The following is a 24,407-nucleotide window of genomic DNA, read 5'->3' as shown; positions in this document are numbered from 1 at the left end:
CCGGCATCATACTATATAAAAATACAGTTTAAGTCAGTCTGTTTCGCATTCGGATGCATCGACGGTTCGGGTGGCGCGCACCCGGCCCGGATTGGAGACGATGACGGCACGGGGGCTGGCCCGGTTGCTGACATCGCAGACCCGGATGGTGAGATTCGTGCCGTAGGCATCGCCCAGGCCCTGGAACCGCACCCGAAAGCGTCCGGCGCTGTGCATCAGCACTCGTTCATCGGCGCCGAACACCCGCAGTACATCCTCCGGGCGGTTGGGCTGGCGGCTGTTGTCGGGATCGGCATAGACGATCCAGCCCTGGTCCCAGCGATTGCCACCGGTGCAGCGCCTGCCGTTGGTGCTGGGGCAGGCAGCCACATTGGCGTTGCGCATCACCGCTTCCTGGCGGGCGTACTGCAAATGACTCACCAGTTGATTGGTGGTCGCGGTGATGCGGTTTTCCTGCACGAAACGTCCGAAAGCCGGTATCGCGGCAGACAGAACAATCGATGCCACGACCGTCACGATGATCAGCTCGACCAGCGTTAGCCCCTTCTGATTCGCATGCATTCCGGTTCTCCCCGATTTGGATCGTGGAGAACCATTGTGCGAACCGGGCACCGCGGCCGGAACCGGACACCACCGTGCGGTCGTGTAGGAAAACGGCCCGTCGTGTCGTCAGGGATGGATGCCCTGCCCGTTGAGGGACAGGGCGGGATGTCACAGAAGCTTGCTGATGCGCTCTACGGCCTGCTTCAGGGTATCCAGGCCGCAGGCAAACGACAGCCGGAGATGACCGGGTGTGCCGAAGGCGGTACCCGGCACGGTGGCCACCAGGGCCTTGTCGAGCAGGTGTTCGGCCAGCGCCAGGTCGTCTTTCAGGCCGAGGCGTTCGATGGCGCCGCTGAAGTCGGCGAAGGCGTAGAACGACCCCTCGCCGGGCTCGCAGGTCACGCCGGGCAGTTCGTTGAGTGCCGGTACCAGCCAGTCGTGGCGCTGCTTGAATGCGCGGCACATCTCGGCCACGCAACTCTGGTCACCGTCCAGCGCGGCCACCGCGGCAGCCTGGCTGATCGAGCTCGGGTTCGAGGTGCTCTGCCCCTGGATCTTCTTCATCTCCTTGATGATTTCCGCCGGCCCGGCGGCATAGCCGATGCGCCAGCCGGTCATGGCATAGGCCTTGGAAACACCGTTGACCGTGATGGTCCGGTCCTTCAGGCCGGGAACCACCTGGGCCAGGCTGGTAAACGGTTCCTCGGCCCACCAGATATGCTCGTAGATGTCGTCAACGCAGACGATGATGCGTGGGTGATCGAGCAGCACCTCTCCCAGCTCGGCCCAGTGGCGGCGCGTATAGGCCCGTCCGGACGGGTTGCTCGGCGAGTTGAGCATCAGGATACGGGTCTGGCCGTTGATCGATGCTTCAAGCTGAGAAGGCGTGACCAGGAAGTTGTCCTTTAGCGTCGTGTTGAGTATGACCGGGGCGCCGCCGGCCAGGCGGGCCATGTCGGGGTAGGACACCCAGTAGGGGGCCGGGATCAGCACTTCGTCGCCGTCGCCGATCAACGCCTGCATCAGGTTGTAGAGGCTCTGCTTGGCGCCGGTCGAGACCAGGATCTGGTCAGGTTCGTAAGCCAACTCGTTGTCGCGCTGGAACTTGGAAATGATGGCCTGTTTCAGTGCCGGCGTGCCGTCGACCTGGGTATAGCGGGTCTGACCCGATTCGATGGCCTGGATGGCGGCCTTGCGAATATGCTCGGGCGTATCAAAGTCCGGCTCGCCCATGCTCAGCGAAATCACGTCCTTGCCGGCGGCCTTGAGGTCGGCGGCCTTGGATGACATGGCGATGGTGGCGGACGGTTTGACCTGGCCGACGCGCGGCGCGAAGCGTATGGACACAGTGCTGCTCCCTGCGATTGCTGAGTGAATGTCGAGTCGATCTCGTGAGTACAATTATAGGTTGGTTGCCAACAGGATGTAGACGGACATGGGCAAGCGCTTCCGCATGGCCTCTAGCTACGAGCCGGCCGGAGACCAGCCGGAGGCCATCGGCAAGCTGGTCGAGGGGCTGGGGGACGGGCATTCGCACCTGACGCTGCTGGGCGTGACCGGTTCGGGCAAGACCTTCACCATGGCCAATGTCATCGAGCGAGTGCAGCGTCCGGCGCTGGTGATGGCGCCCAACAAGACCCTGGCTGCGCAGCTCTACGGCGAATTCAAGGCCTTTTTCCCCGACAACGCGGTCGAGTACTTCGTCAGCTACTACGACTACTACCAGCCCGAGGCCTACGTTCCTTCCTCGGACACCTTCATCGAGAAGGACGCCTCGATCAACGAGCACATCGAGCAGATGCGCCTGTCGGCCACCAAGGCGCTGCTGGAGCGCCCGGATGCGCTGATCGTGGCGACGGTGTCGTCGATCTACGGTCTGGGCGACCCGAGCTCTTTTCTGAAAATGACCCTGCCGCTGAAAGTCGGCGAGCACATGAACCAGCGCGAGATTCTCCGTCGCCTGGCCGAAATGCAGTACTCGCGCAACGACTTCGAACTCAGGCGTGGCACCTACCGCGTACGTGGCGAGGTCATCGACATGTTTCCGGGTGATTCCGAGATGGAAGCCGTGCGCGTGGAGCTGTTCGACGACGAAATCGAGCGTATCAGTCATTTCGATCCGCTCACCGGCGAGATGCACGAAAAGGTCGATGAACTCACGATCTTCCCCAAGACCCATTACGTCACCCCGCGCCAGGTCGTGCTCGACGCGATTGATGCGATCAAGGCCGAGCTCAAGGAACGACTGGAACAGCTGGAGTCGGCCGGCAAGCTGCTTGAGGCCCAGCGCCTGCGGCAGCGCACCCAGTTCGACATTGAAATGATGCTGGAGCTCGGCTACTGCCAGGGCATCGAGAACTACTCGCGCCATCTCACCGGCCGCCAGCCCGGCGACCCGCCGCCCACGCTGTTCGATTACCTGCCCAAGGACGCCATGCTGATCATCGACGAATCCCACGTCACGATTCCGCAGATTGGCGGCATGTACCGCGGCGACCGCGCGCGCAAGGAAACCCTGGTCGAGTACGGGTTCCGTCTACCCTCGGCAATGGACAATCGGCCGCTGCGCTTCGAGGAATTCGAGGAGCGTTCACCGCAGATGATCCTGGTCTCGGCCACGCCGAGGGCATGGGAGTTCGACCATTCGCAAATCGTCGCCGAGCAGGTGGTGCGGCCCACCGGCCTGGTCGACCCGGAAGTCGAAGTACGCCCGGTGGGCAGCCAGGTCGACGACCTGCTCTCCGAAATCGGCAAGCGGGTGGAACAGGGTGATCGCGTGCTGGTCACCACCCTGACCAAGCGCATGGCCGAGAACCTGACCGAATACCTGGCCGAGCACGATGTGCGGGTGCGCTACCTGCACTCCGACATCGACACCGTCGAGCGCGTCGAGATCATCCGCGATCTTCGCCTGGGGGCCTTCGACGTGCTGGTCGGCATCAACCTGCTCCGGGAAGGCCTGGACATGCCCGAGGTGTCACTGGTCGCCATACTCGATGCCGACAAGGAAGGTTTCCTGCGCTCGGAAGGCTCGCTGATCCAGACCATCGGCCGGGCGGCCCGCAACGTGCGCGGCAAGGCCATTCTTTACGCCGACAAGATCACCGACTCCATGCGCCGCGCCATCGACGAGACCGAGCGGCGCCGGTCCAGACAGCTCGAGCACAACCAGGCCCACGGCATCACCCCGCAGACCATCGTCAAGAACATTGCCGACATCATGGCCGATGCCCACGACACCCCGGGCAGGAAGCCGGCACGCAAGGTGGCCGAGAAACAGGCCGATTACGAGACCAAACCGGTCGCGCCTGAGGACGCGGCAAAAGAAATCGCCCGCCTGGAAAAGGAAATGTTCACGGCCGCCGAGAACCTCGAGTTCGAGCAAGCGGCGAAGCTGCGCGACCGCATTCACCAGATCCGCGAACGCGGGTTCAAGGTTTCGGGCACGGCTTGAGGGCGTGATCGGTTTGAGCGTGTAGCGGATTGTGCCGACGCACGGCAGGAGACAGCGTCAGAAACTCGATCCGGGCTGCTTGAGAAATTCCGTTTCCTCGGGCGTGGACTCGCGACCGAGAATCGCGTTGCGATGCGGGTAGCGACCGAAGCGATCGATGATCACTTTGTGTTTTAACTCGAAGTTGTGGTTCTCGGCCGGAGTATGCTCACGATACAGGCGTTCGGCTTGTTCATGGATCCGTTTTGATTCGCTGTGCATGTAGGGCAGCAGCAGAATGGCGCGTTGCGTTTCGTTGAGTTCATTCAGGGCGTCTGCCGTCACGGCTTCCTGAGCCAGCACCAGGGCCATTGCGTCCTGCGCGAAGGCGGCCGGAGTGCCGCGATGGATGTTGCGCGAGAACTGGTCCAGCACGATGATCTCTGCCAGCCGCCCCCGGGCATGCACTCGCCAGTCGAACAGCTCGGCCTGGCTCGCCCGTTTCAGCAGTTCGCCGAATCGCTGCCGCACCTGCTCGTCGAAGTCCGGGTCGGAGACCCACCACATGCCTGGCTCGATCTCGTCGAACCAGAACTTCAGTATTTCTTCATACCCCATGCCGGATCTCTCAATCAAACATGATCGCGGGGGTTGCGGATGCCGCATACGTGAAAGCATCCTCGATATCCCTGGGCAAAACCCTTGAGGTCGACAGGGGTGGCAGATCGGAAGGTGGAAAGTAGGCAGCTGCCGTGGTCTCGGCCCCGGTGGCCGATGGGGGCGTCTTGCACCGCGGCTTGCAAAGGAAAAACATCTTGTAGAAGTCCCGGGCGTCCTGGTCGTAGTCATGCCGGGCCTTGTGCCGAATGGCGTAGAGGTTGGTGGCGTTGACGTGAATGCCGGCCTCTTCGTGAACCTCCTTGAGAATGTTCTCACGCGGCGACAGCCCCACCTCGGCGTAACCCCCCGGCAGGGTCCATAGGCCGTCTGCCCGTTCGCGGACGAGCAGAATCCTGTCCTCATGAATGACAGCGGCACGGACATCGATACGCGGAGTGGCGTACCCCTTGGCAAAGTCTGAAACCAGCCCCTTGATCCTGGACACGGGGATGTCGCCAATCCTTGCCAGCATTTCATTGGCTATGTTCGCGATCTCGTCATAGCGATCCCGGTCGTGCGGATCCTGCGAGAAGTGCAGCCCGGTGCTGGCGATGGCCTGCAGCTTCTTCGCGTAGGTCAGCCAATCATTTTCCATGCACTCTCAACCCGGCAGGCATGTAGATTTAATCAGTCCCCGGCTCGGTATACAGGGCGAAGACCTCGGCCTCGGTCAGGTTCCTGGTTTTGTCGGCAAACGAGTAGTAAGGCGGCTTCTGGTCGATAAAGATCTGTTCGGCGAATGTCCAGTCCGACGAATCATCGAACAGGCCAAGGGGAAGCGCGTAGAAGGCATCTTCTTTCAGACGGTAGAACAGGTGGGTGCCGCACTGCGTGCAGAAGCCTCGTTCGGCCCATTCCGAGGAGGCAAACGTGCCGATATGGTGTTCACCCTCGAAGTGGACCTGATCCTTGCAGTGGATGGCAAGCATGGGGCCGCCGCCCCACTTGCGGCACATCGCGCAGTGGCAGGCGCCGAAGTGGAGGTTCTCTGGTGTGGCGGCAACCCGCACCGATCCGCACAGGCACTGGCCCGTGAGCTCGGCATGGGTTCTGGATTCACTGTTTGTCATTGGATGGCTTCCGGACCGGGTGGTGAGGCCAGTGTAAGGACATTCAAATACCATCGTCAATCGCTCTGCCGGCGGGGGGAGGTTGACGTAAGGGGTCGAAATGTCGATGATCGGACAGGGGGCTGGTCCGGGCGACACGAACGCCTGTCAAGACGGAGGATGGTGTGATGAAGGCATGGGTGTTTTCCCGAATTGGCCTGGTGCTGATGGTGGTGCTGCTGGCAGGTTGCGCCCCGGACGAGGACGATGTGGACATGCATGAGCCAGTCAACGGTGACGAGGCCGTGGAAGCGATCGAGGATGCGACCGACGCGCCGGAACCACAGCTCGATGATGGCGTGCTGGCCGGGTTGACGGCCGATCAGCGCGAATTTGCGTTCAGCCTGCTGAAGCAGCTGGGCATCGAGCACGACAACGTGTTTGTCTCGCCCTACTCGATTGCCGCGGCACTGGCGATGGTATATGCCGGGGCCGATGGCGACACCCGGGAGCAGATGGCCGGGACCTTGCATTTTCCACTTGAAGATGGCGATCTGCATGCCGCCTTCCATCGACTCGACCGGGAGCTGGCCGCCCGTGCCGAGGTGGAACTGGAAGAAGAGGGCGATAGCTTCCGTCTCGACGTGGTCAACCAGACCTGGGGACACGAGACCTTCGAATTCCGGCAGGACTATCTCGACCTGCTGGCCCGGTATTACGGTGCGGGCATGCGCCAGGTCGACTTCCAAACTGCATTCGAGGCGGTGCGCGAAGAGATCAACGACTGGGTGGCCGACCAGACCGAGCAACGCATCGAAGATCTGCTGCCACCGCAAAGCCTGAATGCCGATACCCGTTTCGTGCTGGTCAACGCGATCTATTTTCTGGGTAGCTGGAAACATGCCTTCGACAAGGAAGGAACGCAGGACCGATCCTTCACCCGGCTTGACGGCAGCGAAGTGGACGTGCCGATGATGCGCCAGACCGCACGCTTCGGTCACCATGCCGATGAGCACACACTGGCCGTGTCCCTGCCCTATGTCGGCGACGAGGTCGAGCTGGTGGCGATGATGCCGGCCGATGCCTCGGCAGATTTCAACTCTTGGGCCGGCGGCCTGGACGGAGAGCGCTTCGACCAGGTGCTCGAAGCCATGGAGCGACAGGAGGTGGCGCTGTACTTTCCGCGCTTCGAGTCAGAGTCTGCCTTCGAGCTGGCCGATTTTCTGGGCGAGATGGGTATGGTCGATGCCTTTGATGAATGTGCGGCCGACTTCCGCGGCATAACCGGGGTCGAGCCCTGCATACCGGATCGTTCCATCTACATCGACGAGATCTTTCACAAGAGTTTCGTCGGGATCGACGAAGCGGGCACCGAGGCGGCTGCCGCCACGGCCGTGGCCATGGTGCGGGTCACCGCCATGCCGCCCGAGCCGGTAGAGGTACGTTTCGATCGACCGTTCTACTACTTTATCCACGACCTCCCGACCGGGGCCATTCTGTTTGCCGGTCGCATGCTCGATCCCGCAGGTTAGTGATGGCCGGTATCAGCAACCGCCGCCACCGCCGCCACCACCGCCGGCCCCGGCCGCTCCTCCGCCAACTCCCTGTTGCAGCCAGAACATCAGGTGCAGGCCGATGGCCAGGGCGTCCAGGGGCACCGGGCGCTGCGGCCAGGCAATGTACTCCCGGACCACAAGTCCGCTAGCCGCGCGGTTGACCTCCAGCGTGGCGATGACTCCGGATGCATCGAGCAGTTCCCGGTCGTACCCCCGGGCACTGAGACCCGAGCGCTGGCAACGCACGTTGTAGCGTTGGCCCGACAGCGTGAAGCCACCCGAAAGTTCCTTGGCCGACTGGCTGGTTTCCCTTATTTCCGCCGCCACGCATGAGCCGGCCCGCCATACCATCCGTCGCCTGGGCATGCTGAAAAACGCCCAGCCTTCGCCCCAGCCCCGGTCCTTTGGGCGGTCGAGTCGCAGGCGGCGGCCGGGCAGGCACAGCTCCATGCCGACATCGCTGAACCAGCGCAGATTCTGCAGCCGGACCAGCCGGCGGTCCTCGCCGCGTATGCAGAAGCCCCGGCCGATATTGCCGTTCAGGGCGGAAAAAAAGGAGGTCGTCGGGGTGAAGTAGACCGGCGACTCGATTGGCGTCTTGTACGCTTCAGGCGTTGCCTGCAGGGTGTCGGCGGCAGCATGCCCGTCACCCTGGGTCACGGCGCAGTCTGGATCTCCCCGGCATCCGACGATCCGGAAGCGACCGATCGGGTTGTAGCGTAGTCGGCAACGGCCAGCTCGATTCGCTGGTAGAGCTCGTTGGTCCACTCCGGCAACCCGCGCGGGATGGGAAAGATGGTTCTTTCCCGCGGGTCGTGGGGGGCGATGATGAGCCTGGTGTTGCGCAGGCCGACATCGGCCACCAGAACGAACAGTTCCTCAATGGCCGGGTCGCCGATGGCCAGGCAGCCGCGCGAGGCGTCGCCGCCATGAATGAAGATATTCGAGCCCAGGTCTTCGCGGCCATCGAGCTTGCCCATCCTGCGGTCGAAGTAGTTGGGATAGTTGACCCGCAGTGACAGGTGGTAGGCGCTATTGGGGTTGAACGCGTCGAGCCGGTAGATGCCTTCGGGCACCTGGAAATCGCCGCGCCGGCGCTTGGGACCGGGCAGGCCGGAGGCATCCTTGACCGGATAGCTGTGTACCCGGTGTGGCTGGCCGTTCTCGTAGGCCCACAACTCCAGCTCACGCTCTTCCTTCAGCCCGATCAGCGTCAGGCGTTCCGGCGGGTAGGACAGGCCGAGCGCATCGAAGCGCGGACGCAGCGACTCGTCGATGCGTGGTCCGTAGCGCTCCAGGGCCTCATCCAGAGTCAAGGCGCGCTCTTCCGTGCCGGGTTCCTCGGGCAGTTCGAATTCGTGCAACACTCCGGCGGCTCCCCACAGGGGCAGCGCAAGCAACAGGATAATGACAACCAGGCCCGGGGTTTGGTACGGCGACATGCGGTGCCTCTGCTTCTTCTGTGATTGCTGGCTTTCATCAAGATTAGCAGTGCAGGGGGGCCGGGTAAAGGCCTGGTGGTAGCGAGGTGGTCCGCAATCATATAGTCTGATTCGGTGTCTGAGTGCGGAGTGATGTGCGATGTCGGGAGTAGCCACGGGGAAAACGGGTTCGATGGGGGCCATGTTGCTGCCGGTGCTGGCGCAGCTTTCGGTTGTGATCAGTCTCATGATGGCCATCCCCTCGACAGTGATGGCCAAAGACTCCGAACCCTCGCTCAGCGCCTCGCTGATGACGGGCTATCGCGACGGTGGACGCTTCCAGTTGCCGGGCAGTGGCGATCGTTCCAGTCTGGATGGCGACCTCAGCCACGCCCTGGTGCTCGCCTATGAAGTGGAGCCCGGCAATTTCTGGGAACTGTTCTTTTCACAACAGCGAACTTCCCTGCCTGCCGCCGGGGTGGACGTGAATGTCTCCTACCTGCACCTGGGCGGGCGGCTGGAGTTTTCCGGGCATCGCGTCGTGCCTTACGTCGCCGGTGGTGTGGGGGCCACTCGAATCAGTGCGCGTGGCATCGATGTCGGCAGCGAGCTGCGCCCCAGCGTGTCCGTGGCCGGAGGGCTGGAGTGGCCGCTGACACAACATTTCGCGCTGCGCATGGAGGGGCGCGCTCATCTCACCACGGGGTCCGGGAATCGCGGGCTACTGTGTGTCAGTGGCCGCGACGATGCGTTCTGCCAACTGGCCTGGAGCGGTGACGTGATGGGTCAGGCCGAGGTGCTGGGCGGTATTACGGTCCGTTTCTGAGCATCAGGTGTCGGTCCGCCAGCGGGTCGCCAGTTGCCTGCCTCGCCCCGGCTGGCGATAATGCCGCGACTTTTGCCGTGGCCCCGATATCCATCCCTTGCGCAAGTTGAGCATCATCATCAACCCCGCCGCCGGGCCGTGTCCCCACCGAGTCCAGCGCCTTGTTGTGCAACTGCGCGGGCTTTGTGGCGCCGATGACGAAGTGCTGGTCACGGAGTCGCCGGAGCAGGCGCGCCAGTGGGCGGCCGATCGTTCGCACCATGCGAATCGTGCCGTGATCGCCGTGGGCGGAGATGGCACGGTGCACGAGGTCGGTAATGGCCTGCTGGGCGGTCGCGCCATGATGGGTGTCTTGCCGGTGGGCTCGGGCAACGATTTTGTCAAGATGCTGGCCAGCCCGCACGATCCCGAACAGGCATTGCTCTGGTTTCGCACCGCACCAGGCCGGTGGTGCGATGTGGGTGAGGTTTCGCTCGTTCTTTCCGACGGCGGTCGACAGGCGCACCGGTTTTTCAACGGCCTTGGACTGGGGCTGGAAGCCGTGGTGGCCAACTCGGCGCGCAATGCTCGTTACCTGAAGGGATTCTCGCGCTACCTCGCCGCCGCGCTGTGGCACCTGCTGACCTATTCGCCGCCATTCATGCAGATTCAAGCCGGGGACAAGGGGGTATCAGGGCGTCAGTTCCTGGTAGCGGTGGGCAACGGCCGTTGCGCCGGTGGACGCTTTTGGCTCACCCCCGATGCGCGTATCGACGATGGCCTGCTGGATGTCTGCCGGGTCGATACCCTGTCGCGACTGCGCCTGATGTGCATCCTGCCCACCGTGCTGCGTGGCCGGCACACCCGCTTCGGGGTGGTGCGCATGTCGCAGGTGCCGAATCTGGATATCGATTGCCCGGACGGCTGCATGGTGCATGCCGATGGCGAAGTGCTGGCCGCTGACGCGGTGTCAGTCCGGATCCGGGTGCTGCCGGCCCACTTGCTGATCCTGGGATGATTCAGCGCAAACAGCGGTAGATGCGGAAGCGTTGGCGTCCGTCGTCGTGCAGAGTTATTCAGGAGCTCCCTTGTTCGGACAAGATCGGAAGATGACGGATACGAACCTGGGTTTCCGTTACCGTAATCGCCGCACCGTTCTCCATGGCCTTTGCTGTCTTGGGAATGATGTTGACCAATAGCTTGGTGAAGCCTTGAGCGTTGAGACCTTGTTGGCGCACCCGGATTACGGATGGGGTTGCCTCCTGGCTGAGAGCAAGCAGGGTATGGAAATCCGCGTCAAGAGTAACGACGGTGAGCTCATGGGTTCTGGCGTAATCGAGAATCCTGGCGTCTGCAGCCGTGCTCATTCCCAGAGCCGAGACGTGACTGGCATACAGCCCGTGGCCATTCAAAAGCTCTGCCGCGGTTGCCGGTACGCCCTGGTCAAGCAGGAACCTCAAGCGACATCCCGCTGGATGATTTCATCGTCCAGGTTGCAGGCTGCCCATGCCAGTGCCTGGCGAATGTCTTCGGGCTCCAGGTCAGGATAGTTTTTCAGTAGCTCTGTCTGGTCGGGATAGGCTGCGAGCGCTTCCAATACCCGCCTGACCGTCAGCCGCATGCCCCTGATGCAGGGTTGGCCGTTCATCTTGCCGGGATCGACCGTGATTCGATCAAGCTTGTTCATGCGCCATCTCCTCAGCACTTTCTTCGTCCCTATTCTACGCCGATATACCAGGGCACAGACTTCCTAGCGCAAACAGCGGTAGATGCGGAAGCGCTGGCGTCCGTCGTTGACGGCACCATCGGCGACGATGGTGTCGCCATTGATTTCCAGTGCGCTGTTGCGCGCCAGGTTGGCCAGTTCTTCTTCGACGCGTCCCGGACGGCGCTGGTAGACGCCCACGCGCTCGCGCACCGAGGCGGTGGTTCGTCCCAGGTGCTCGCAGTTGGCCACCTCGCCGCTGTCGACCAGGCGAACATTCTCCGCACCTTCGTCGAGCTTGACCCAGTTGGCGCAGGAAGCAAGGAAGGCGATCAGGAACAGGGAAGTCATCAGGCGTGCGGTCATGGCATGGTCTCCACGGTCAATCCGGCGAAATGGATTCAGCCGCTTGCGAGCAACAGCCGACGCAGAGGCAGGCTGACGCGAACGCCAACTATCATGGCCAGCGCGAACATCCAGCCTGAAACCGCCAGCGCGGAAATGCCCGAAAGCAGTGTGCCGATTGTACAGCCCAGTGCGATCATGGCGCCAAAGCCCAGCAGGATGCCGCCGCCCAGTGCCGAAGCCATGGCGCGCAGCGATTTGCGTTCGACGCGGAACTGCCCGGCCAGCAGGGCGCTGGCCCAGGCCGCGGCAATCATGGCCAGCACGAAGATGCCGTTGTTGCCGATCCACTGCACGGTTTCGGTCACGATGCAGCCGGAGACCTGATCCAGGCCTCGCAGTCGATCCGGCACCATGCCCATGGCGCTGCCCAGCTCGCGCGAGACGCGACTGAGTTCCGCGGTCACTCCCAGTGGCTCGGTGCGCAGGTAGGCGACCGTGCCGATCAGCCCGATGCCGGCGCCGCCCAGCCAGGTCGGCCAGCGCTGCACCATGATTCGATGCCAGAGGCCCGAGAGCGTGTAGTCGGCCGTCTGGACGGAGTCGGCCGGGCGCAGGTGACGCAGCTGCCAGACCGCCAGCACGGCGAGAATCAGCAACTGCAGGGTGGTCGATCCGGCGTAGCCCATGGAAGAAGGCAGCCACGCAGGCGAGGCCTCGGCAAGGCCGGCGTTCCAGAAGCTGTTCCAGGTTCGAAACCCCAGCATGAAGCCGATAACGGCCCCGAGCAGGGCGAAAACCGACAGCACGGAGCCTTCGCCCAGCCGGTAGAGATGGGCGCTGATGCACGAGCCCGACAGGCTCATGCCGATGCCGAATATCAGTCCGCCGAGCAGCACCACCCAGCTGACCGGGCCGATGTGTGCCCTGGGCGGCAGGTGGCCCGCGCCCGGGTCGGGTACCCAGGCCCCGAACAGCACGACATGCCCCAGCGTACCCACGGCCAGTGCAACCAGGATGCCCAGCAGCCCGCGCGGGTCACGCTCTTCGAACCACTCGCGAAGAATGCAGAAAAAGCAGAACCGCGAGCGTTGCAGCAACCAGCCAAACACCGCGCCGGTGATCAGTACCCAGGCTTCGGCCCGCCCGAGGTGCTCATGCAGCCAGAGCCCGGTTGCCGCCAGAGCAGCGACAAGGGCCAGCGCCAGACCGTGCCGGATCAGAAAAGGCCCCGCGAGGCGGGGCCTGTGGCTGTCATGGTTCATGTTCGGGTCCGGTTCAGGTGCCGGTCCAGATGTTGCCGGCCGGGTTGTCGATGGGCACGCCGACCGCGTTGCCGTATTCGGTCCAGGAGCCGTCGTAGTTCTTCACCTCGTAGCCCAGGATGTGCTTGAGCAGGAACCAGGTGTGGCTGGAGCGCTCGCCGATGCGGCAATAAACAATGATGGGCTGGCTGCCGTCTATGCCTGCCTCGGCGTAGAGTTCGCGCAGTTCGTCGGCCGGCAGAAAGGTCCCGTCGCTCTGGTTGACCGCACGGTTCCAGGGAATGTTGACCGCACCGGGAACGTGTCCGGCGCGGATGGCCAGTTCCTGGACGCCTTCGGGGGCGATCACCCGTCCGCTGTACTCGTCTGGTGAGCGGATATCGACCAGCGCGTAGTCGGCTTCGCCCTCCACGGCGGCGAGCACGTCGTCAATGCGCGCTCTCAGTTCCGGGCGCGGATTGGCGATGGTGTACTCGGCCGGACGATGGCTAGGCGGCACGGTCGACAGCGGCCGGCTCTCGAGCTCCCATTTCTTGCGCCCGCCATCGAGCAGACGGACATCGGCATGGCCGTATTGATCGAACACCCAGGCGCCCCAGGCGGCAAACCAGTTGTTGTGATCGCCATAGAGCACCACCGTGGTGTCGTTGTCGATTCCGGCTTCCGACAGCAGGGACTCGAAACGCTCCGGCGAGACCAGGTCGCGCCGGACCGTGTCGACCAGGTCGGTGTGCCAGCGGAAGTTCACCGCGCCGGGAATATGGCCCTGCTCGTATACGCCGGGGTTGACGCTGACCTCGATGACGCGCACGCCCGGGTCGTCGAGTCGTTCGGTCAGCCACTCGGTGTCGACGATGGCCTCCGACGAGGCCAGTGCCGCCAGAGGGCTGAACAGCAGTGCTGCAATGAAGGGAATCAAGCCTCGCATGATCCTTGTCCTCGTGGTTTTCGATGGGGTTGATGCAAAGGTTAGGGCCGATGCCCCGGCGAGAAAAGACGGCTTGTTCATATCGTTATAGTCAGCAGTCGCATGAAGGGCAGCGTGGCGCGCATACAATGAGGCCTGGTTTCGCAACGGAGAACTCGATGACCCGGGCAGCGGACTTTCTCGATGCGGTCGGCAACACGCCGCTGATTCGGCTCAAGGGGGCCTCCGAGGCCACCGGCTGCGATATCTGGGGCAAATGCGAGTTCATGAATCCGGGCGGTTCGGTCAAGGATCGCGCGGCCCGCTACCTGATCGAAGACGCCATGGCCGACGGTCGTGTCGAACCCGGCGGAATCGTCGTGGAAGGCACGGCCGGCAACACCGGCATCGGCCTGACCCTGGCCGGCAACTCGCTGGGCATGCAGACCATCATCGTCATGCCCGACACGCAGTCGGAAGAGAAGATGTCGGCACTGCGCGGCATGGGCGCGGAGTTGCGGGCGGTTCCGGCCGTGCCCTACCGGAACCCCGACAATTACGTCCATCAGGCGCGACGGCTGGCCGAATCGCTCTACAGCGATCATGGAGTGTTCTACGCCAATCAGTGGGACAACCTCTCCAATCGCGAGGGCCACATGCGCTCCACGGCGCCGGAGATCTGGGAGCAACTCGACGGGCGCATCGACGGTTTCACCTGTGCGGTGGGCACCGGCGGGACCCTGGCTGGAGTGGCCATGTGGCTCAAGGAACAGCGGCGCGGGATTGTGACCGCGGCCGCCGACCCCGATGGCGCCGGCATCTATCACTGGATCAAGCACGGCGAAATGAAGTCCTCAGGCAGCTCCATCACCGAGGGCATTGGCCAGAACCGGGTGACCGGCAATCTCGAAGACGCCCCCATCGACGATGCCTTCAATATTCCCGATACCGAACTGTTGCCGGTACTCTGGGACCTGATCGGCAGGGAGGGGCTTTACCTGGGCGCGTCAAGTGGTATCAACGTGGCCGGCGCCATTCGCCTGGCACGACAGATGGGGCCCGGGCATACCATCGTGACGGTACTGTGCGACTCGGCCAGCCGTTACGAATCGAAGCTGTTCAATCCGGAGTTTCTCATCGACAAGGGGCTGCCCTTGCCTCCCTGGTTGCCCGGCGGCTCGGCTCAGGACGGCGGCGGTCGCCGCCAGACGTAGCGCTGCCAGACCATCCACAGGCACAGCGCAAGCAGCGCCAGCCACAGGACCCACTGGTGCTGGTCACCAAATCGGTGAACGCCGAACATGGTCACCACCGCACCGAAGCCGCACAGCACCGAGATCATGACCGGGTGCCGCCGGGCAGCGTCGGCTGGTGCATTCAGCGAGCTGATCATGAAGACAAATGGCGCCGCGGCTGCAAGCATGAGCCCCCCGCCGATCATCGGCGGGGTCGGGGTGGTGAGCAGCCAGGTGCCGGTGATCAGCAGGGCCAGCAGAACGACGATGAACGGCAGGGTGCGAACCATGCCGGGTTCAGTTGTCGGTGGCCCGGCGGCGGAACCAGATGGCGCCGGCCAGAAATACGGCTGCAATGGCCAGGCCGATCCACATTTCCGGTTTCAGCAGGTGCCCGAAGACGGTCGAGAAGCTCATGAAGGTTTCTTCGCTGAACTGGACATCGGTCAGATCGAATTGGCGGGCGTCGCTGTCGACCTCGAAATTCAGGTTGGTGGGGGTGATGCCCGCGCCCAGTCGCTTGAGCATGATGATGCCGAGGTTGAATTCCGGCAGCCGGAAAGCGCTGACCAGGCTCCACGAGTACTGCAGCAGGGAGATGCCCAGCGGAATGGCGATGGCAATCAGGATCGGCACGCGGGGCGCCCAGGACGAGCAGAACATGATCCAGGCATAGATGGGCATCATCCACAGCGCCTGCACCAGCAGGCCCAGGCCGATGATTGCCCACAGTCGGGGCAGCGATGACGGCAACCAGAACGCGGTCAGTGGATTGATGCCCGCGGCCAGTCCGTAGCCGGTGGCGATCAGCAGTATGGCCAGGTGAATGATGATGGCTGCCGCCATGTACAAGGCCGGTGCCAGCAGGCAGGCGGTCAGCAGCTTGGAGCCGACGGTCATGTAGTCCGAAACCGGCAGTGACTTCCAGAACAGAATCGAGCGATCCTTGCGGTCGTCGTACAGGCTGCCGGACAGGTAGAACAGCACCAGCAGGATAAGAAACTGGAACACGATCGCCGACGAGCCGAACAGGGCGCCGCTCATGAACAGCCGTCGCTGATCACCGGGCTGTTCGGCGAACGAACGGATGGCGTCCAGCGTGAAGGCCATCTCGGCGTCGACTCGCGTGCCGATGATCAGCGTGACCACGACGAAAAACAAAACAATGACCGCGATCAGGGCCGGGGCCCATTTCAGGATGCCCGGGTTTTCCCACAGCTCGCGGCGCATCAGTGCCCAAAGGGTTCTTGCCGTCTGCATGCTCATGCTGCCTCCCCGCTGGCCAGTCCGTTGTCGTATTCATCGCCCATCAGGGCGACGAACAGGTCGGCGACACTGGGTCGATGCACCTCGCCCAGCTCGGTCAGTGCCGCGGGTTCGGAGCGGTCGAACAGGAAGATATGACGCCCGAACAGCACGCGCTCGTGCAGGGGGTTGAGCTGCCTGGCCGCGTCGATCATGTCCGGCCGAGCCATGATTTCCACGTAGCGTTCGTGGACTTCATCCATGGTGGAGTTGAGCACCAGCTTGCCGTCCTTGATGAAGACCAGGTCGGTCAGAATGTGTTCGACCTCCTCGACCTGGTGCGTGGTGATGAGAATGGTGCGCTGCTCGTCAAAGTACTCGTTGAGCAGGTTGGAGTAGAAACGCTTGCGGAACAGGATGTCCAGCCCCAGCGTGGGCTCGTCGAGAATGAGCAGTTTGGCATCGATGGCCATGACCAGGGCGAGGTGAAGCTGCACCACCATGCCCTTGGAGAGTGCCTTGACCTTCTGGTTGTGCCTGATGCGGGTGTTCTTGAGGTAGTACATGCAGCGTTCCCGGGAGAACCGCGGATGCAGTTTCTCGGTCAACTCGATGACTTGCCATACCCGCGCCCAGCGCGGCAGTACGGCGACGTCGGCGATGAAGCAGACATCCTGCATCAATTGATCGCGACGTCGCGAAGGGTCGAGTCCGAGTACCTCCAGGTCACCATGGAAAGAGGTCAGGCCGAGAATGGCCTTCAGGGCGGTGGTCTTGCCGGCGCCGTTGGGGCCGATCAGCCCGACGATACGTCCGGCCGGGATGTCCAGATCAATGCCGTCCAGGGCTCGTGTCCGACCAAAGTGCCGGGTCAGATTCCTTGCTTGTATGGTCATGCTCATCAGGTGGTCTCCCTTCGCGGCCTGTTCTCAAGCAGTTCTTCGACAGACAGGCCCAGTTTCTCGATGCGTTCGGCAATCCGTGGCCACTCTTCTTCAAGAAAGTGGTGACGTTCGCTTTCCAGCAGTTGGCGGCGTGCCCCCTCGCGCACGAACATGCCGACCCCCCGGCGTTTCTCCACGAGCTGGTCGTCGACCAGCGACTGGTAAGCCTTGGAGACTGTCAGCGGGTTGATCTGGAAATCGACTGCAACCTGGCGTACCGAGGGCAGGGGCTGCCCTTCCTCCAGGCTGCCATCCAGTATGGCTGCAACAGTGCGCTGCCGGAGCTGCCAGTAGATGGGCTGGTTGTCATCCCAGGGCGGTGTCATCTAAGACGGCCACCCACGGCCGGCAGCCAGGGGATGAGATCGGGGTGATGATAATGCGCCCGGCGCTGTTGCCGGTCGCCACGTGCTGGCGACTGCTGGTCCTTGCTGCCGACCTCTTCGGCGACCTGCTCGATGGCGGTACTGGAGCTGCCGCGTTCGGCCTGGCGCTCCTGTTCCATGGCCGCCTGATCGTTGGCGAAAGCCAGCACCAGGCAGATGATGCCAGCCAGTGCGGCCAGTCCGTGGGGTACTTCCAGCGTTTTTCGTTGGGCGATTGGCAACATGGTCAGCGTCCTTTGCTGTCGTGTTGGTGTAATAGTCTAGTAAAACACCACCACAGAGTCAAGCCCGGTCTGCATCGGGGCTCAAAACGTCCGTGTTTCGGATCGGCGAGGCATTCTGGTAAACTTGCCCGGATTGAACCGCTCCGGGGGAGGGCGGTCGGATAACTCACTCGAAAATCACTATCCCGTGCAAGGAGTCAATTCAATGCAGAGCATTCGAATCATTGCCGGCGGCCTGCTGGCTGCCAGCGTTTCTGTGAGCGCGATCGCCAGCGATCTGGAATCCCCCGAGGATCGCATCAGCTATACCATCGGCATGGACATCGGCAGTTCACTGGCCGAGCAGGGTCTGGAACTGGAGCTTGATCTTCTGGTCGAGGCCCTGAAGGCCTCCTACCGGGGCGAGGAAACCCGCCTGACCCAGGAAGAAGCGCTGGCCGAGCGTGATGCCTTCATGCAGCGCCGGCAGCAGGAAATGGAGGCGGAGCAGGCTGTGGCTGCCGAACGCAACCTGGAGGAAGGTCAGGCCTTCCTGGCCGAGAACCTGCAGCGAGACGATGTCAGCGAGACCGAGTCCGGCCTGCAGTATCGCGTGGTCGAAGCCGGTTCCGGACGCAGCCCCTCGGAAACCGACCGGGTGACCGTTCACTACCGCGGCACCATGATCGACGGCACCGAGTTCGACAGCTCGCATGCCCGTGGCGAACCGGCCACGTTTGCGCTCAACCAGGTCATCCCCGGCTGGACCGAGGGGTTGCAGATGATGCAGGAAGGCGGCACCTGGGAATTCTTCATTCCGGCCGACCTGGCCTACGGCGAGCAGGGGCGTCCCGGCCCGATCGGACCGAACTCGACGCTGATCTTCGAGGTCGAGCTGATCGAAGTCCACGACGACTGAACCCACCAGCCGATCAACGGTAGCGATCGAAATGGGAACATTGCAGGATGCCCTGCTCAAGGCAGGGCTGGCTGACGAAGAGCAGCTCAAGAAGAAGCCGCGCCGAAACAAGCCTGGCGCGGCTGCCAACGACCGGAAATCGGCCCGAAGCGGACCGCCGCGCCACAAGAAAAAGCGTCAGCGCAAGCGCGATTCCGAGTCCGATCTGGCCCGCGCCTACGCCGCGCGCCAGCGCGAAGATAAGCGCCGCAAGGAAGAGGAAAAGCAGCGCCGCGTGGCCGAGCAGGAAGAGCGCCGCCGGCGCAACAAGGAGCTCGATGCCCTGATCAAGGGCAACACGCTCAACCGCAAGGAAGCCGAACTGCCACGCTATTTCGAGCACATGGGGCGTATCCGCCGCGTGCTGTGCACGCCCGAACAGCGCGAACAGCTCAACAACGGCGAAATCGGCGTTGTCAACCTGCGCGGTTCCTACCTGCTGGTTACCCTGGAAACGCTGGAAAAGTACCGCGAAGTCGCCCCGGACCTGGTCCCCAGCCTGGAAGGCCGCGAAGAACCCGAAGACGACGGCAGTCACTACCCGCCCGTGCCGGATGATTTGGTGTGGTGAGGGGCGGTGAAAGGTGAAAGGTGAAAGGTGAAAGGTGAAAGGTGAAAGGTGAAAGGGGTTGGCTTGACGACCTTTAGTGGGCCATGCGGTTAATAAGGTAACACTCAGCCGCCGCACAAGCGTCGTGGGCAAGGCGCGCGAGCGCAGGACTGGCCGTCGCCAATTCAAGCGAGCGGAACACGTGCAGCGGCTCCACTCGCAAGGCTTCATTCGCTACGCGAAAGTCGCCATGCGGTTTCGCCTGCCCTGCCCACGGCGCTTGTGCGACGGCCCTTCGGGAGTCACTGTGCTGGCGCGACTCGGCGTTGCGTTTCTTGGCAAGGACGCTGCCATTCCCTGCGAAACGCGCCTTGATTCGCGCCAGCACAGTGGCTCTGAGCGTTACCTTATTAACCGCATGGCCCACTAGCGCTCAAGGTTGACCACCGGCGATGCATCAGACATCGGCCCGCGCCGCTCAAAAGCTGCCTACCCGCTAACCTTCTCTACCTTTCACCTTTCTCCTTTTACCTCCTACCGTCATACCAAATTCGGCCGCAAATACTTCTCGGCCTTCGCCACGCTGATTCCCTTGCGCTTCGCGTAATCCTCGACCTGGTCGCGGTCGAGCTTGCCGACGACGAAGTACTGGCTGTCGGGGTGGGCGAAGTAATAGCCGCTGACAGCGGCCATGGGTCGCATGGCAAAGCCCTCGGTGAGTTCCACGCCGATGCGTTCGGTGGCCTTGAGAAGGTGAAAGATCTTTTCCTTTTCACTGTGGTCGGGGCAGGCCGGGTAGCCGGGTGCCGGGCGTATACCACGGTAGTTTTCGCGGATCAGTCCATCATTGTCCAGGTCTTCGTCGGCGGCATAGCCCCACAGTTCGCGTCGCACTCTGGCATGCAGCGCCTCGGCCAGTGCCTCGGCCAGGCGGTCGGCCATGGATTGCAGCAGGATGCGGCTGTAGTCGTCGGTATCCGGAAAATTCTCCAGAGCCTCTTCCAGGCCATGGCCGGTGGTGACGACAAACAGTCCGATCCAGTCATCGATGCCGCTGCCGGCTTCGGCAACAAAGTCCGACAGGCAGAGGTTGGCCGACGGCTTGTCTGCCTGCTGGCGCAACATCACCATGCGCTCTAGCACGGTGTCGCGCGACTCGTCGGCATACAGCAGGATGTCATCGCCATCGCGCGCGGCCGGCCACAGCGCACACATCGCACGTGCGCCCAGCCAGCGGTTGTCGATAATGCGCTTCAGCATGTCCTGGCCGTCCCGGAACAGGTTGCGAGCGGCCTCGCCAACCGTCGGGTCTTCGAGTATGTCCGGATAGCGTCCCTTGAGCTCCCAGCTCTGGAAGAATGGCGTCCAGTCAATATAGGGCGTCAGCGATTCCAGCGGCCAGTCATCGAACACGTGCAGGCCCGGCTTGGCCGGCGCTTCCGGCTGGTGTTCCTCCCAGTCGGCCTGAAAAGGCTTGCTGCGTGCCTGGTCCAGGGTGATCAGCGACTTGCGCTTGCGGCCGCTGGCCTGGCGCTCGCGATAGTTTTCGTAATCTTCGCTGATGCCGGCGGCATAGGCGCTGCGATGTTCACGACTGGCCAGTTTGCGAACCACGTCGACCGAGCGCGAAGCATCCTTGACCCAGCACACCGGCCCCTCGTAGGCAGGGTCGATCTTCAGTGCGGTATGGGCACGTGAAGTGGTTGCGCCGCCGATAAGCAATGGCAGGTCGAACTCGGCATCGTTCATGGCCCGGGCGACATCGACCATCTCATCGAGTGACGGCGTGATCAGCCCCGAAAGCCCCACGATGTCGCAGCTTTCCTTGCGCGCCTCGTCGAGGATCTTCTCGGCCGGCACCATCACGCCCAGGTCATGGACGTCGAAGCCGTTACATGCCAGCACCACGCCGACGATGTTCTTGCCGATGTCGTGCACATCACCCTTGACCGTGGCCAGCAAGACCTTGCCCTTCTTCTCGCGGGTGGTCTGCTCGGCCTCCAGGTAGGGCACCAGGTGGGCCACGGCCTTCTTCATGACCCGGGCTGACTTGACCACCTGGGGCAGGAACATGCGGCCATCGCCGAACAGATCACCAACATGGTTCATGCCATCCATCAGTGGCCCTTCGATAACCTCCAGCGCACTGTCATGACATTGCCGGGCTTCCTCGGTGTCGTCGATCACGTGCTTGTCGATGCCCTTGACCAGCGCGTACCGGAGCCGTTCGGAAACGGGTTTTTCGCGCCACGCTTCATCCTTTTTCTCGCGCCGCTCTTCGCTCTTGAACTGCTCGGCCGCCTCGAGCAGGCGCTCGGTGCCATCGGAACGACGGTTGAGTACCACGTCCTCGACCAGTTCACGCAGCTCCGGGTCGATATCGTCATACACCGCCAGTTGCCCGGCATTGACGATACCCATGTCCATGCCGGCCTTCATGGCATGAAACAGGAACACCGAGTGCATGGCTTCGCGCACGGTGTTGTTGCCGCGAAACGAAAACGACAGATTCGACACGCCGCCGGAGACATGACAATGCGGAAAACGCCGCTTGAGCTCGCGCGTGGCATTGATGTACTCCACGGCATAGTTGTCGTGTTCGGCAATGCCGGTGGCCACCGGGAAGATGTTGGGATCGAAAATGATATCTTCCGGTGGAAAGCCGGCCGGTCCGGTGAGCAGGTCGTAGGCCCGCGCCAGGCATTCAACCATATGCTCGGCGTTGTCGGCCTGGCCATATTCGTCGAAGGCCATGACCACCACGGCAGCACCGTAGCGGCGGATTCTGCGGGCCTGCTCCAGGAAGGCCTCTTCGCCTTCCTTGAGACTGATGGAGTTGACCACGCCCTTGCCCTGCAGACAGCGCAGGCCGGCTTCGATGACACTCCACTTGCTGGAATCAACCATCACCGGTACCCGGGCGATATCGGGTTCGGCCGCGATCAGGTTGAGGAATGTCGTCATGGCGTGCTCCGAATCGAGCAGGCCTTCGTCCATGTTGACATCAATGATCTGAGCGCCGTTTTCCACCTGCTGGAGAGCTACCTCGACGGCTTCCTCGTAGTTCTCGTCGGCGATCAGGCGTCGAAAGCGGGCCGAGCCGGTCACATTGGTGCGCTCCCCGACGTTGACAAAGCCCAGCTCCGGGGTGATAACCAGGGGTTCGAGACCGCTCAGCCGAGTGATGTGTTCACGACTCATGCCGCCGCCCTCCGTCGGTGCGAACGAGGCGCGTGTTGCTTGATCGAGTGGCGAATGGCGGACAGATGCTCCGGGGTGGTTCCGCAACAGCCGCCAATCACGTCCACCAGGCCATCGGCAGCAAACGACTCAACCAGGCGCGCCATGTCCTCGGGCTGCTGATCATACTCACCCAGTTCATTGGGCAGGCCGGCATTGGGGTGCGCGCTGACCCGGCAGTCGCACACCTCGGCCAGTGCGCGCACATGAGGGCGAAGTTGATCGGCACCCAATGCACAGTTGAAGCCCACCAGCAGGGGCCGGGCGTGGGCAATCGAAAAGTAGAACGCCTCGGGCGTCTGGCCTGACAGGGTTCTGCCGCTGGCATCGGTGATGGTGCCCGAAATCCACAGCGGCCAGCGCTCACCGCGTCGTTCGAACTCCTCCTCCACGGCAAAGATGGCGGCCTTGGCGTTAAGCGTATCGAACACCGTTTCGATCATGATCAGGTCGCTGCCGCCATCAAGCAGGCCGCGAGTGGCCTCGGAATAAGTGGCGACCAGCTCCTCGAAATCGACATTGCGATAGCCGGGGCTGGATACATCCGGCGAAATCGATGCCGTGCGGTTGGTCGGGCCGATGACCCCGACCACGAAACGCGGTCTTTCAGGATCCTGTGTTTCGTATTCCTCGCACAGCTCGCGCGCCAGTCGGGCCGCTTCCCGGTTGATTTCCTCGGCGTGTGCTTCCAGGCCATAGTCAGCCTGACTGATGCGGTTGGCGTTAAAAGTATTGGTCTCGACCAGATCGCAGCCGACATCGAGAAAGTCGCGATGAATGTCCTGCACGACATTGGGGCGGGTCAGCACCAGGATGTCATTGTTGCCCTTGAGGTCATGGTCGTGATCGGCAAAACGCTGACCACGAAACTGTTCTTCATTCAACGCCGCAGCCTGAATCATGGTGCCCATGGCACCATCGAGCAGAAGAATTTCATTGTCCAGAGCACTGACCAGCGATGCCACGCGGTCAGGATCGTGCCAGGGAAGTTCACTCATGGTTTTCTTGCCAGCAGTGTAATGATGTGAAAATTGGGGGTCTTGCGTTCAATCGACGTCACGTCGCAGAATCCGACTTCCAGTCCGGCCTTGTCGCAATACTCGTTCAGTTGCCGTGTGGTGAAGCCGCTGTTGGCATGCCCGAAACTGCGGACATGAGCGGTATGCCGGTGACGCTTCAGCGTCGCGCCGACCAGCCGGCCACCGGGGCGCAGCACGCGGGCCGCCTCGATCATGGCCTCTGCCGGTTTCGGGCTGTAGGGCAGGGCATGCATCATGAGTACCGTGTCGAAATGTTCGCTATCAAAGGGAAGGGCATGCATGTCACCACAGTGGAATCGCACATTGCCCAGCCCGGCCACGCGCTTGCGTCCGGCCGACACAATCCTCTCCGACAAGTCGATACAGTCGATGCTTTCGGCCTGATGCGAAAGCAGCTCGCCCATCACGCCGTCGCCGGATGCAATATCCAGCACCTTGCCTAGCGAAAGCAGGTGCACCAGCGCACGCGCAGTCGCTTCCCAGGTGCGGCCGGGTGAGTAGTGTCTTTCCATGTCGCCGGCGACGCTGTCAGGCCAGTTGCGCCCGGCAGCCCGTCGGGCCAGCACCTCCGGCAGGTGGTCGGCATCGGCCGCGACCTGGGCATCGTCCAGGTGCTCCCTGAACATTGCCCAGAGCCGATGCAGCCCGGCATTCTCATCGGGGTTGCCCAGCCGGTAATACACCGAAACCCCCTCGCGACGATCCACTACCAGCCCGGCTTCTCGCAAGCGGGCCAAGTGGGTCGAAACGCGCGGTTGAGCCAGATGCGTCACCTCGGCCAACTCCGCCACGGTCAACTCCTCGGCCTCCAGCAGCGCCAGAAGCCGAAGCCGCGTGGAGTCGCCCAGCAGGCTGCAGTGCCGACTGACAAGATCCAGGTCGATGACTATATCCTTTTATCGCGATCAAGAGATAAG

The 24,407-nt window shown here is 62.6% G+C and carries 25 protein-coding genes and 1 pseudogene; 7 read left to right on the top strand and 19 right to left on the bottom strand.

Annotated elements, in window-relative coordinates; all coding sequences use genetic code 11:
* Window positions 1-33: 33 nt before the first annotated feature.
* Window positions 34-561, bottom strand: coding sequence for a GspH/FimT family pseudopilin (locus IC757_RS11250; protein ID WP_190974406.1), 528 nt, complete (start codon window positions 559-561; stop codon window positions 34-36).
* Window positions 562-711: 150 nt separating this feature from the next.
* Window positions 712-1,890 (bottom strand): pyridoxal phosphate-dependent aminotransferase, encoded by a 1,179-nt coding sequence (locus IC757_RS11245; RefSeq protein WP_190974405.1) that lies wholly within the window; start codon window positions 1,888-1,890, stop codon window positions 712-714.
* A gap of 88 nt (window positions 1,891-1,978) precedes the next feature.
* Between IC757_RS11245 and uvrB the strand changes: the two genes are divergently transcribed.
* Window positions 1,979-3,997 (top strand): excinuclease ABC subunit UvrB, encoded by a 2,019-nt coding sequence (gene uvrB, locus IC757_RS11240; RefSeq protein ID WP_190974404.1) that lies wholly within the window; start codon window positions 1,979-1,981, stop codon window positions 3,995-3,997.
* A gap of 57 nt (window positions 3,998-4,054) precedes the next feature.
* Here uvrB and IC757_RS11235 read toward each other — a convergent pair whose 3' ends face one another.
* From IC757_RS11235 to IC757_RS11225, 3 genes are read right to left on the bottom strand one after another with little or no spacing between them, the layout of a single operon-like run.
* Entirely contained in the window at window positions 4,055-4,594 is a 540-nt protein-coding gene (locus IC757_RS11235; RefSeq protein WP_190974403.1) for a DUF924 family protein, read from the bottom strand.
* Window positions 4,595-4,604: 10 nt separating this feature from the next.
* Window positions 4,605-5,231 (bottom strand): NUDIX hydrolase, encoded by a 627-nt coding sequence (locus IC757_RS11230; RefSeq protein WP_190974402.1) that lies wholly within the window; start codon window positions 5,229-5,231, stop codon window positions 4,605-4,607.
* A gap of 28 nt (window positions 5,232-5,259) precedes the next feature.
* A complete protein-coding gene (locus IC757_RS11225) occupies window positions 5,260-5,706 on the bottom strand; it encodes a GFA family protein (RefSeq protein WP_190974401.1) in 447 nt (148 codons plus the stop codon).
* 167 nt (window positions 5,707-5,873) lie between these two features.
* Here IC757_RS11225 and IC757_RS11220 point away from each other — a divergent pair, with 167 nt between their 5' ends.
* Window positions 5,874-7,217, top strand: coding sequence for a serpin family protein (locus IC757_RS11220; protein WP_190974400.1), 1,344 nt, complete (start codon window positions 5,874-5,876; stop codon window positions 7,215-7,217).
* Between the two features lie 12 nt (window positions 7,218-7,229).
* Here IC757_RS11220 and IC757_RS11215 read toward each other — a convergent pair whose 3' ends face one another.
* Window positions 7,230-7,901, bottom strand: a complete 672-nt coding sequence (locus IC757_RS11215) for a hypothetical protein (RefSeq protein WP_190974399.1) — start codon at window positions 7,899-7,901, stop codon at window positions 7,230-7,232.
* Window positions 7,898-8,683 carry a murein L,D-transpeptidase family protein gene (locus IC757_RS11210; RefSeq protein WP_190974398.1) on the bottom strand — a complete coding sequence of 262 codons (786 nt, stop codon included), beginning with the start codon at window positions 8,681-8,683 and terminating at the stop codon, window positions 7,898-7,900. Before IC757_RS11210 ends, IC757_RS11215 begins: the two co-directional genes overlap by 4 nt.
* Window positions 8,684-8,855: 172 nt before the next feature.
* Here IC757_RS11210 and IC757_RS11205 point away from each other — a divergent pair, with 172 nt between their 5' ends.
* Together IC757_RS11205 and IC757_RS11200 are read left to right on the top strand one after the other, a co-directional pair.
* Complete coding sequence (locus IC757_RS11205; RefSeq protein ID WP_190974397.1) at window positions 8,856-9,488, top strand: outer membrane protein; 633 nt, start codon at window positions 8,856-8,858, stop codon at window positions 9,486-9,488.
* Between the two features lie 97 nt (window positions 9,489-9,585).
* Window positions 9,586-10,485: a diacylglycerol/lipid kinase family protein gene (locus IC757_RS11200; RefSeq protein ID WP_190974396.1), complete on the top strand. Its 900-nt coding sequence runs from the start codon at window positions 9,586-9,588 to the stop codon at window positions 10,483-10,485.
* A 58-nt stretch (window positions 10,486-10,543) separates the two neighbouring features.
* Here the strand turns inward: IC757_RS11200 and IC757_RS11195 are convergent, their stop codons facing one another.
* The 5 genes from IC757_RS11195 to IC757_RS11175 form a co-directional block, all read right to left on the bottom strand.
* Window positions 10,544-10,927, bottom strand: a complete 384-nt coding sequence (locus tag IC757_RS11195) for a DUF5615 family PIN-like protein (RefSeq protein ID WP_190974395.1) — start codon at window positions 10,925-10,927, stop codon at window positions 10,544-10,546.
* Window positions 10,924-11,154 (bottom strand): DUF433 domain-containing protein, encoded by a 231-nt coding sequence (locus IC757_RS11190; protein WP_190974394.1) that lies wholly within the window; start codon window positions 11,152-11,154, stop codon window positions 10,924-10,926. Before IC757_RS11190 ends, IC757_RS11195 begins: the two co-directional genes overlap by 4 nt.
* 63 nt (window positions 11,155-11,217) lie before the next feature.
* Window positions 11,218-11,538, bottom strand: coding sequence for a DUF4156 domain-containing protein (locus tag IC757_RS11185; protein ID WP_190974393.1), 321 nt, complete (start codon window positions 11,536-11,538; stop codon window positions 11,218-11,220).
* Between the two features lie 35 nt (window positions 11,539-11,573).
* Window positions 11,574-12,782 carry a YeeE/YedE family protein gene (locus IC757_RS11180; RefSeq protein ID WP_190974392.1) on the bottom strand — a complete coding sequence of 403 codons (1,209 nt, stop codon included), beginning with the start codon at window positions 12,780-12,782 and terminating at the stop codon, window positions 11,574-11,576.
* Between the two features lie 13 nt (window positions 12,783-12,795).
* Window positions 12,796-13,710: a sulfurtransferase gene (locus IC757_RS11175; RefSeq protein ID WP_190974391.1), complete on the bottom strand. Its 915-nt coding sequence runs from the start codon at window positions 13,708-13,710 to the stop codon at window positions 12,796-12,798.
* A gap of 158 nt (window positions 13,711-13,868) precedes the next feature.
* Here IC757_RS11175 and IC757_RS11170 point away from each other — a divergent pair, with 158 nt between their 5' ends.
* Window positions 13,869-14,903, top strand: coding sequence for a cysteine synthase A (locus tag IC757_RS11170; protein WP_190974390.1), 1,035 nt, complete (start codon window positions 13,869-13,871; stop codon window positions 14,901-14,903).
* Here the strand turns inward: IC757_RS11170 and IC757_RS11165 are convergent.
* From IC757_RS11165 to IC757_RS11145, 5 genes are read right to left on the bottom strand one after another with little or no spacing between them, the layout of a single operon-like run.
* Entirely contained in the window at window positions 14,873-15,214 is a 342-nt protein-coding gene (locus IC757_RS11165) for a hypothetical protein (protein WP_190974389.1), read from the bottom strand. The genes IC757_RS11170 and IC757_RS11165 overlap by 31 nt on opposite strands.
* 7 nt (window positions 15,215-15,221) lie before the next feature.
* Window positions 15,222-16,190, bottom strand: a complete 969-nt coding sequence (locus IC757_RS11160) for a hypothetical protein (protein ID WP_190974388.1) — start codon at window positions 16,188-16,190, stop codon at window positions 15,222-15,224.
* Window positions 16,187-17,071 carry an ABC transporter ATP-binding protein gene (locus IC757_RS11155; RefSeq protein ID WP_190974387.1) on the bottom strand — a complete coding sequence of 295 codons (885 nt, stop codon included), beginning with the start codon at window positions 17,069-17,071 and terminating at the stop codon, window positions 16,187-16,189. The genes IC757_RS11160 and IC757_RS11155 overlap by 4 nt, the downstream gene beginning before the upstream one ends.
* Window positions 17,071-17,439, bottom strand: a complete 369-nt coding sequence (locus IC757_RS11150) for a GntR family transcriptional regulator (protein ID WP_190974386.1) — start codon at window positions 17,437-17,439, stop codon at window positions 17,071-17,073. The genes IC757_RS11155 and IC757_RS11150 overlap by 1 nt, the downstream gene beginning before the upstream one ends.
* The gene (locus tag IC757_RS11145) at window positions 17,436-17,723 is read right to left on the bottom strand and encodes a hypothetical protein (protein ID WP_190974385.1); all 288 of its coding nucleotides are present in this window, start codon (window positions 17,721-17,723) and stop codon (window positions 17,436-17,438) included. Before IC757_RS11145 ends, IC757_RS11150 begins: the two co-directional genes overlap by 4 nt.
* A 205-nt stretch (window positions 17,724-17,928) precedes the next feature.
* On the opposite strand from IC757_RS11145, the gene IC757_RS11140 reads away from it, so the two are divergent.
* The gene (locus tag IC757_RS11140) at window positions 17,929-18,621 is read left to right on the top strand and encodes an FKBP-type peptidyl-prolyl cis-trans isomerase (protein WP_190974384.1); all 693 of its coding nucleotides are present in this window, start codon (window positions 17,929-17,931) and stop codon (window positions 18,619-18,621) included.
* A 31-nt stretch (window positions 18,622-18,652) separates the two neighbouring features.
* The gene (locus IC757_RS11135) at window positions 18,653-19,231 is read left to right on the top strand and encodes a DUF2058 domain-containing protein (RefSeq protein ID WP_190974383.1); all 579 of its coding nucleotides are present in this window, start codon (window positions 18,653-18,655) and stop codon (window positions 19,229-19,231) included.
* Between the two features lie 519 nt (window positions 19,232-19,750).
* On the opposite strand, the pseudogene metH reads toward IC757_RS11135, so the two are convergent.
* Together metH and IC757_RS11120 are read right to left on the bottom strand one after the other, a co-directional pair.
* Window positions 19,751-23,448: pseudogene (gene metH / locus IC757_RS11130) on the bottom strand (methionine synthase).
* Window positions 23,445-24,338, bottom strand: a complete 894-nt coding sequence (locus IC757_RS11120; RefSeq protein WP_223846352.1) for an ArsR/SmtB family transcription factor — start codon at window positions 24,336-24,338, stop codon at window positions 23,445-23,447. Before IC757_RS11120 ends, metH begins: the two are co-directional and overlap by 4 nt.
* Window positions 24,339-24,407 lie beyond the last annotated feature (69 nt).

It is taken from the genome of Wenzhouxiangella sp. AB-CW3, assembly GCF_014725735.1.
GTDB lineage: Bacteria > Pseudomonadota > Gammaproteobacteria > Xanthomonadales > Wenzhouxiangellaceae > Wenzhouxiangella.
This window is presented reverse-complemented; position numbering and strand designations above follow the sequence as displayed.

Bases quoted from the DNA above. Each gene is read 5' to 3' on its own strand.
- IC757_RS11250 (WP_190974406.1), bottom strand. From the start codon at position 561: ATGCATGCGAATCAGAAGGGGCTAACGCTGGTCGAGCTGATCATCGTG.
- uvrB (WP_190974404.1), top strand. From the start codon at position 1,979: ATGGGCAAGCGCTTCCGCATGGCCTCTAGCTACGAGCCGGCCGGAGAC.
- IC757_RS11235 (WP_190974403.1), bottom strand. From the start codon at position 4,594: ATGGGGTATGAAGAAATACTGAAGTTCTGGTTCGACGAGATCGAGCCA.
- IC757_RS11230 (WP_190974402.1), bottom strand. From the start codon at position 5,231: ATGGAAAATGATTGGCTGACCTACGCGAAGAAGCTGCAGGCCATCGCC.
- IC757_RS11225 (WP_190974401.1), bottom strand. From the start codon at position 5,706: ATGACAAACAGTGAATCCAGAACCCATGCCGAGCTCACGGGCCAGTGC.
- IC757_RS11220 (WP_190974400.1), top strand. From the start codon at position 5,874: ATGAAGGCATGGGTGTTTTCCCGAATTGGCCTGGTGCTGATGGTGGTG.
- IC757_RS11210 (WP_190974398.1), bottom strand. From the start codon at position 8,683: ATGTCGCCGTACCAAACCCCGGGCCTGGTTGTCATTATCCTGTTGCTT.
- IC757_RS11205 (WP_190974397.1), top strand. From the start codon at position 8,856: ATGGGGGCCATGTTGCTGCCGGTGCTGGCGCAGCTTTCGGTTGTGATC.
- IC757_RS11190 (WP_190974394.1), bottom strand. From the start codon at position 11,154: ATGAACAAGCTTGATCGAATCACGGTCGATCCCGGCAAGATGAACGGC.
- IC757_RS11185 (WP_190974393.1), bottom strand. From the start codon at position 11,538: ATGACCGCACGCCTGATGACTTCCCTGTTCCTGATCGCCTTCCTTGCT.
- IC757_RS11180 (WP_190974392.1), bottom strand. From the start codon at position 12,782: ATGAACCATGACAGCCACAGGCCCCGCCTCGCGGGGCCTTTTCTGATC.
- IC757_RS11175 (WP_190974391.1), bottom strand. From the start codon at position 13,710: ATGCGAGGCTTGATTCCCTTCATTGCAGCACTGCTGTTCAGCCCTCTG.
- IC757_RS11170 (WP_190974390.1), top strand. From the start codon at position 13,869: ATGACCCGGGCAGCGGACTTTCTCGATGCGGTCGGCAACACGCCGCTG.
- IC757_RS11165 (WP_190974389.1), bottom strand. From the start codon at position 15,214: ATGGTTCGCACCCTGCCGTTCATCGTCGTTCTGCTGGCCCTGCTGATC.
- IC757_RS11160 (WP_190974388.1), bottom strand. From the start codon at position 16,190: ATGAGCATGCAGACGGCAAGAACCCTTTGGGCACTGATGCGCCGCGAG.
- IC757_RS11155 (WP_190974387.1), bottom strand. From the start codon at position 17,071: ATGAGCATGACCATACAAGCAAGGAATCTGACCCGGCACTTTGGTCGG.
- IC757_RS11150 (WP_190974386.1), bottom strand. From the start codon at position 17,439: ATGACACCGCCCTGGGATGACAACCAGCCCATCTACTGGCAGCTCCGG.
- IC757_RS11145 (WP_190974385.1), bottom strand. From the start codon at position 17,723: ATGTTGCCAATCGCCCAACGAAAAACGCTGGAAGTACCCCACGGACTG.
- IC757_RS11140 (WP_190974384.1), top strand. From the start codon at position 17,929: ATGCAGAGCATTCGAATCATTGCCGGCGGCCTGCTGGCTGCCAGCGTT.
- IC757_RS11135 (WP_190974383.1), top strand. From the start codon at position 18,653: ATGGGAACATTGCAGGATGCCCTGCTCAAGGCAGGGCTGGCTGACGAA.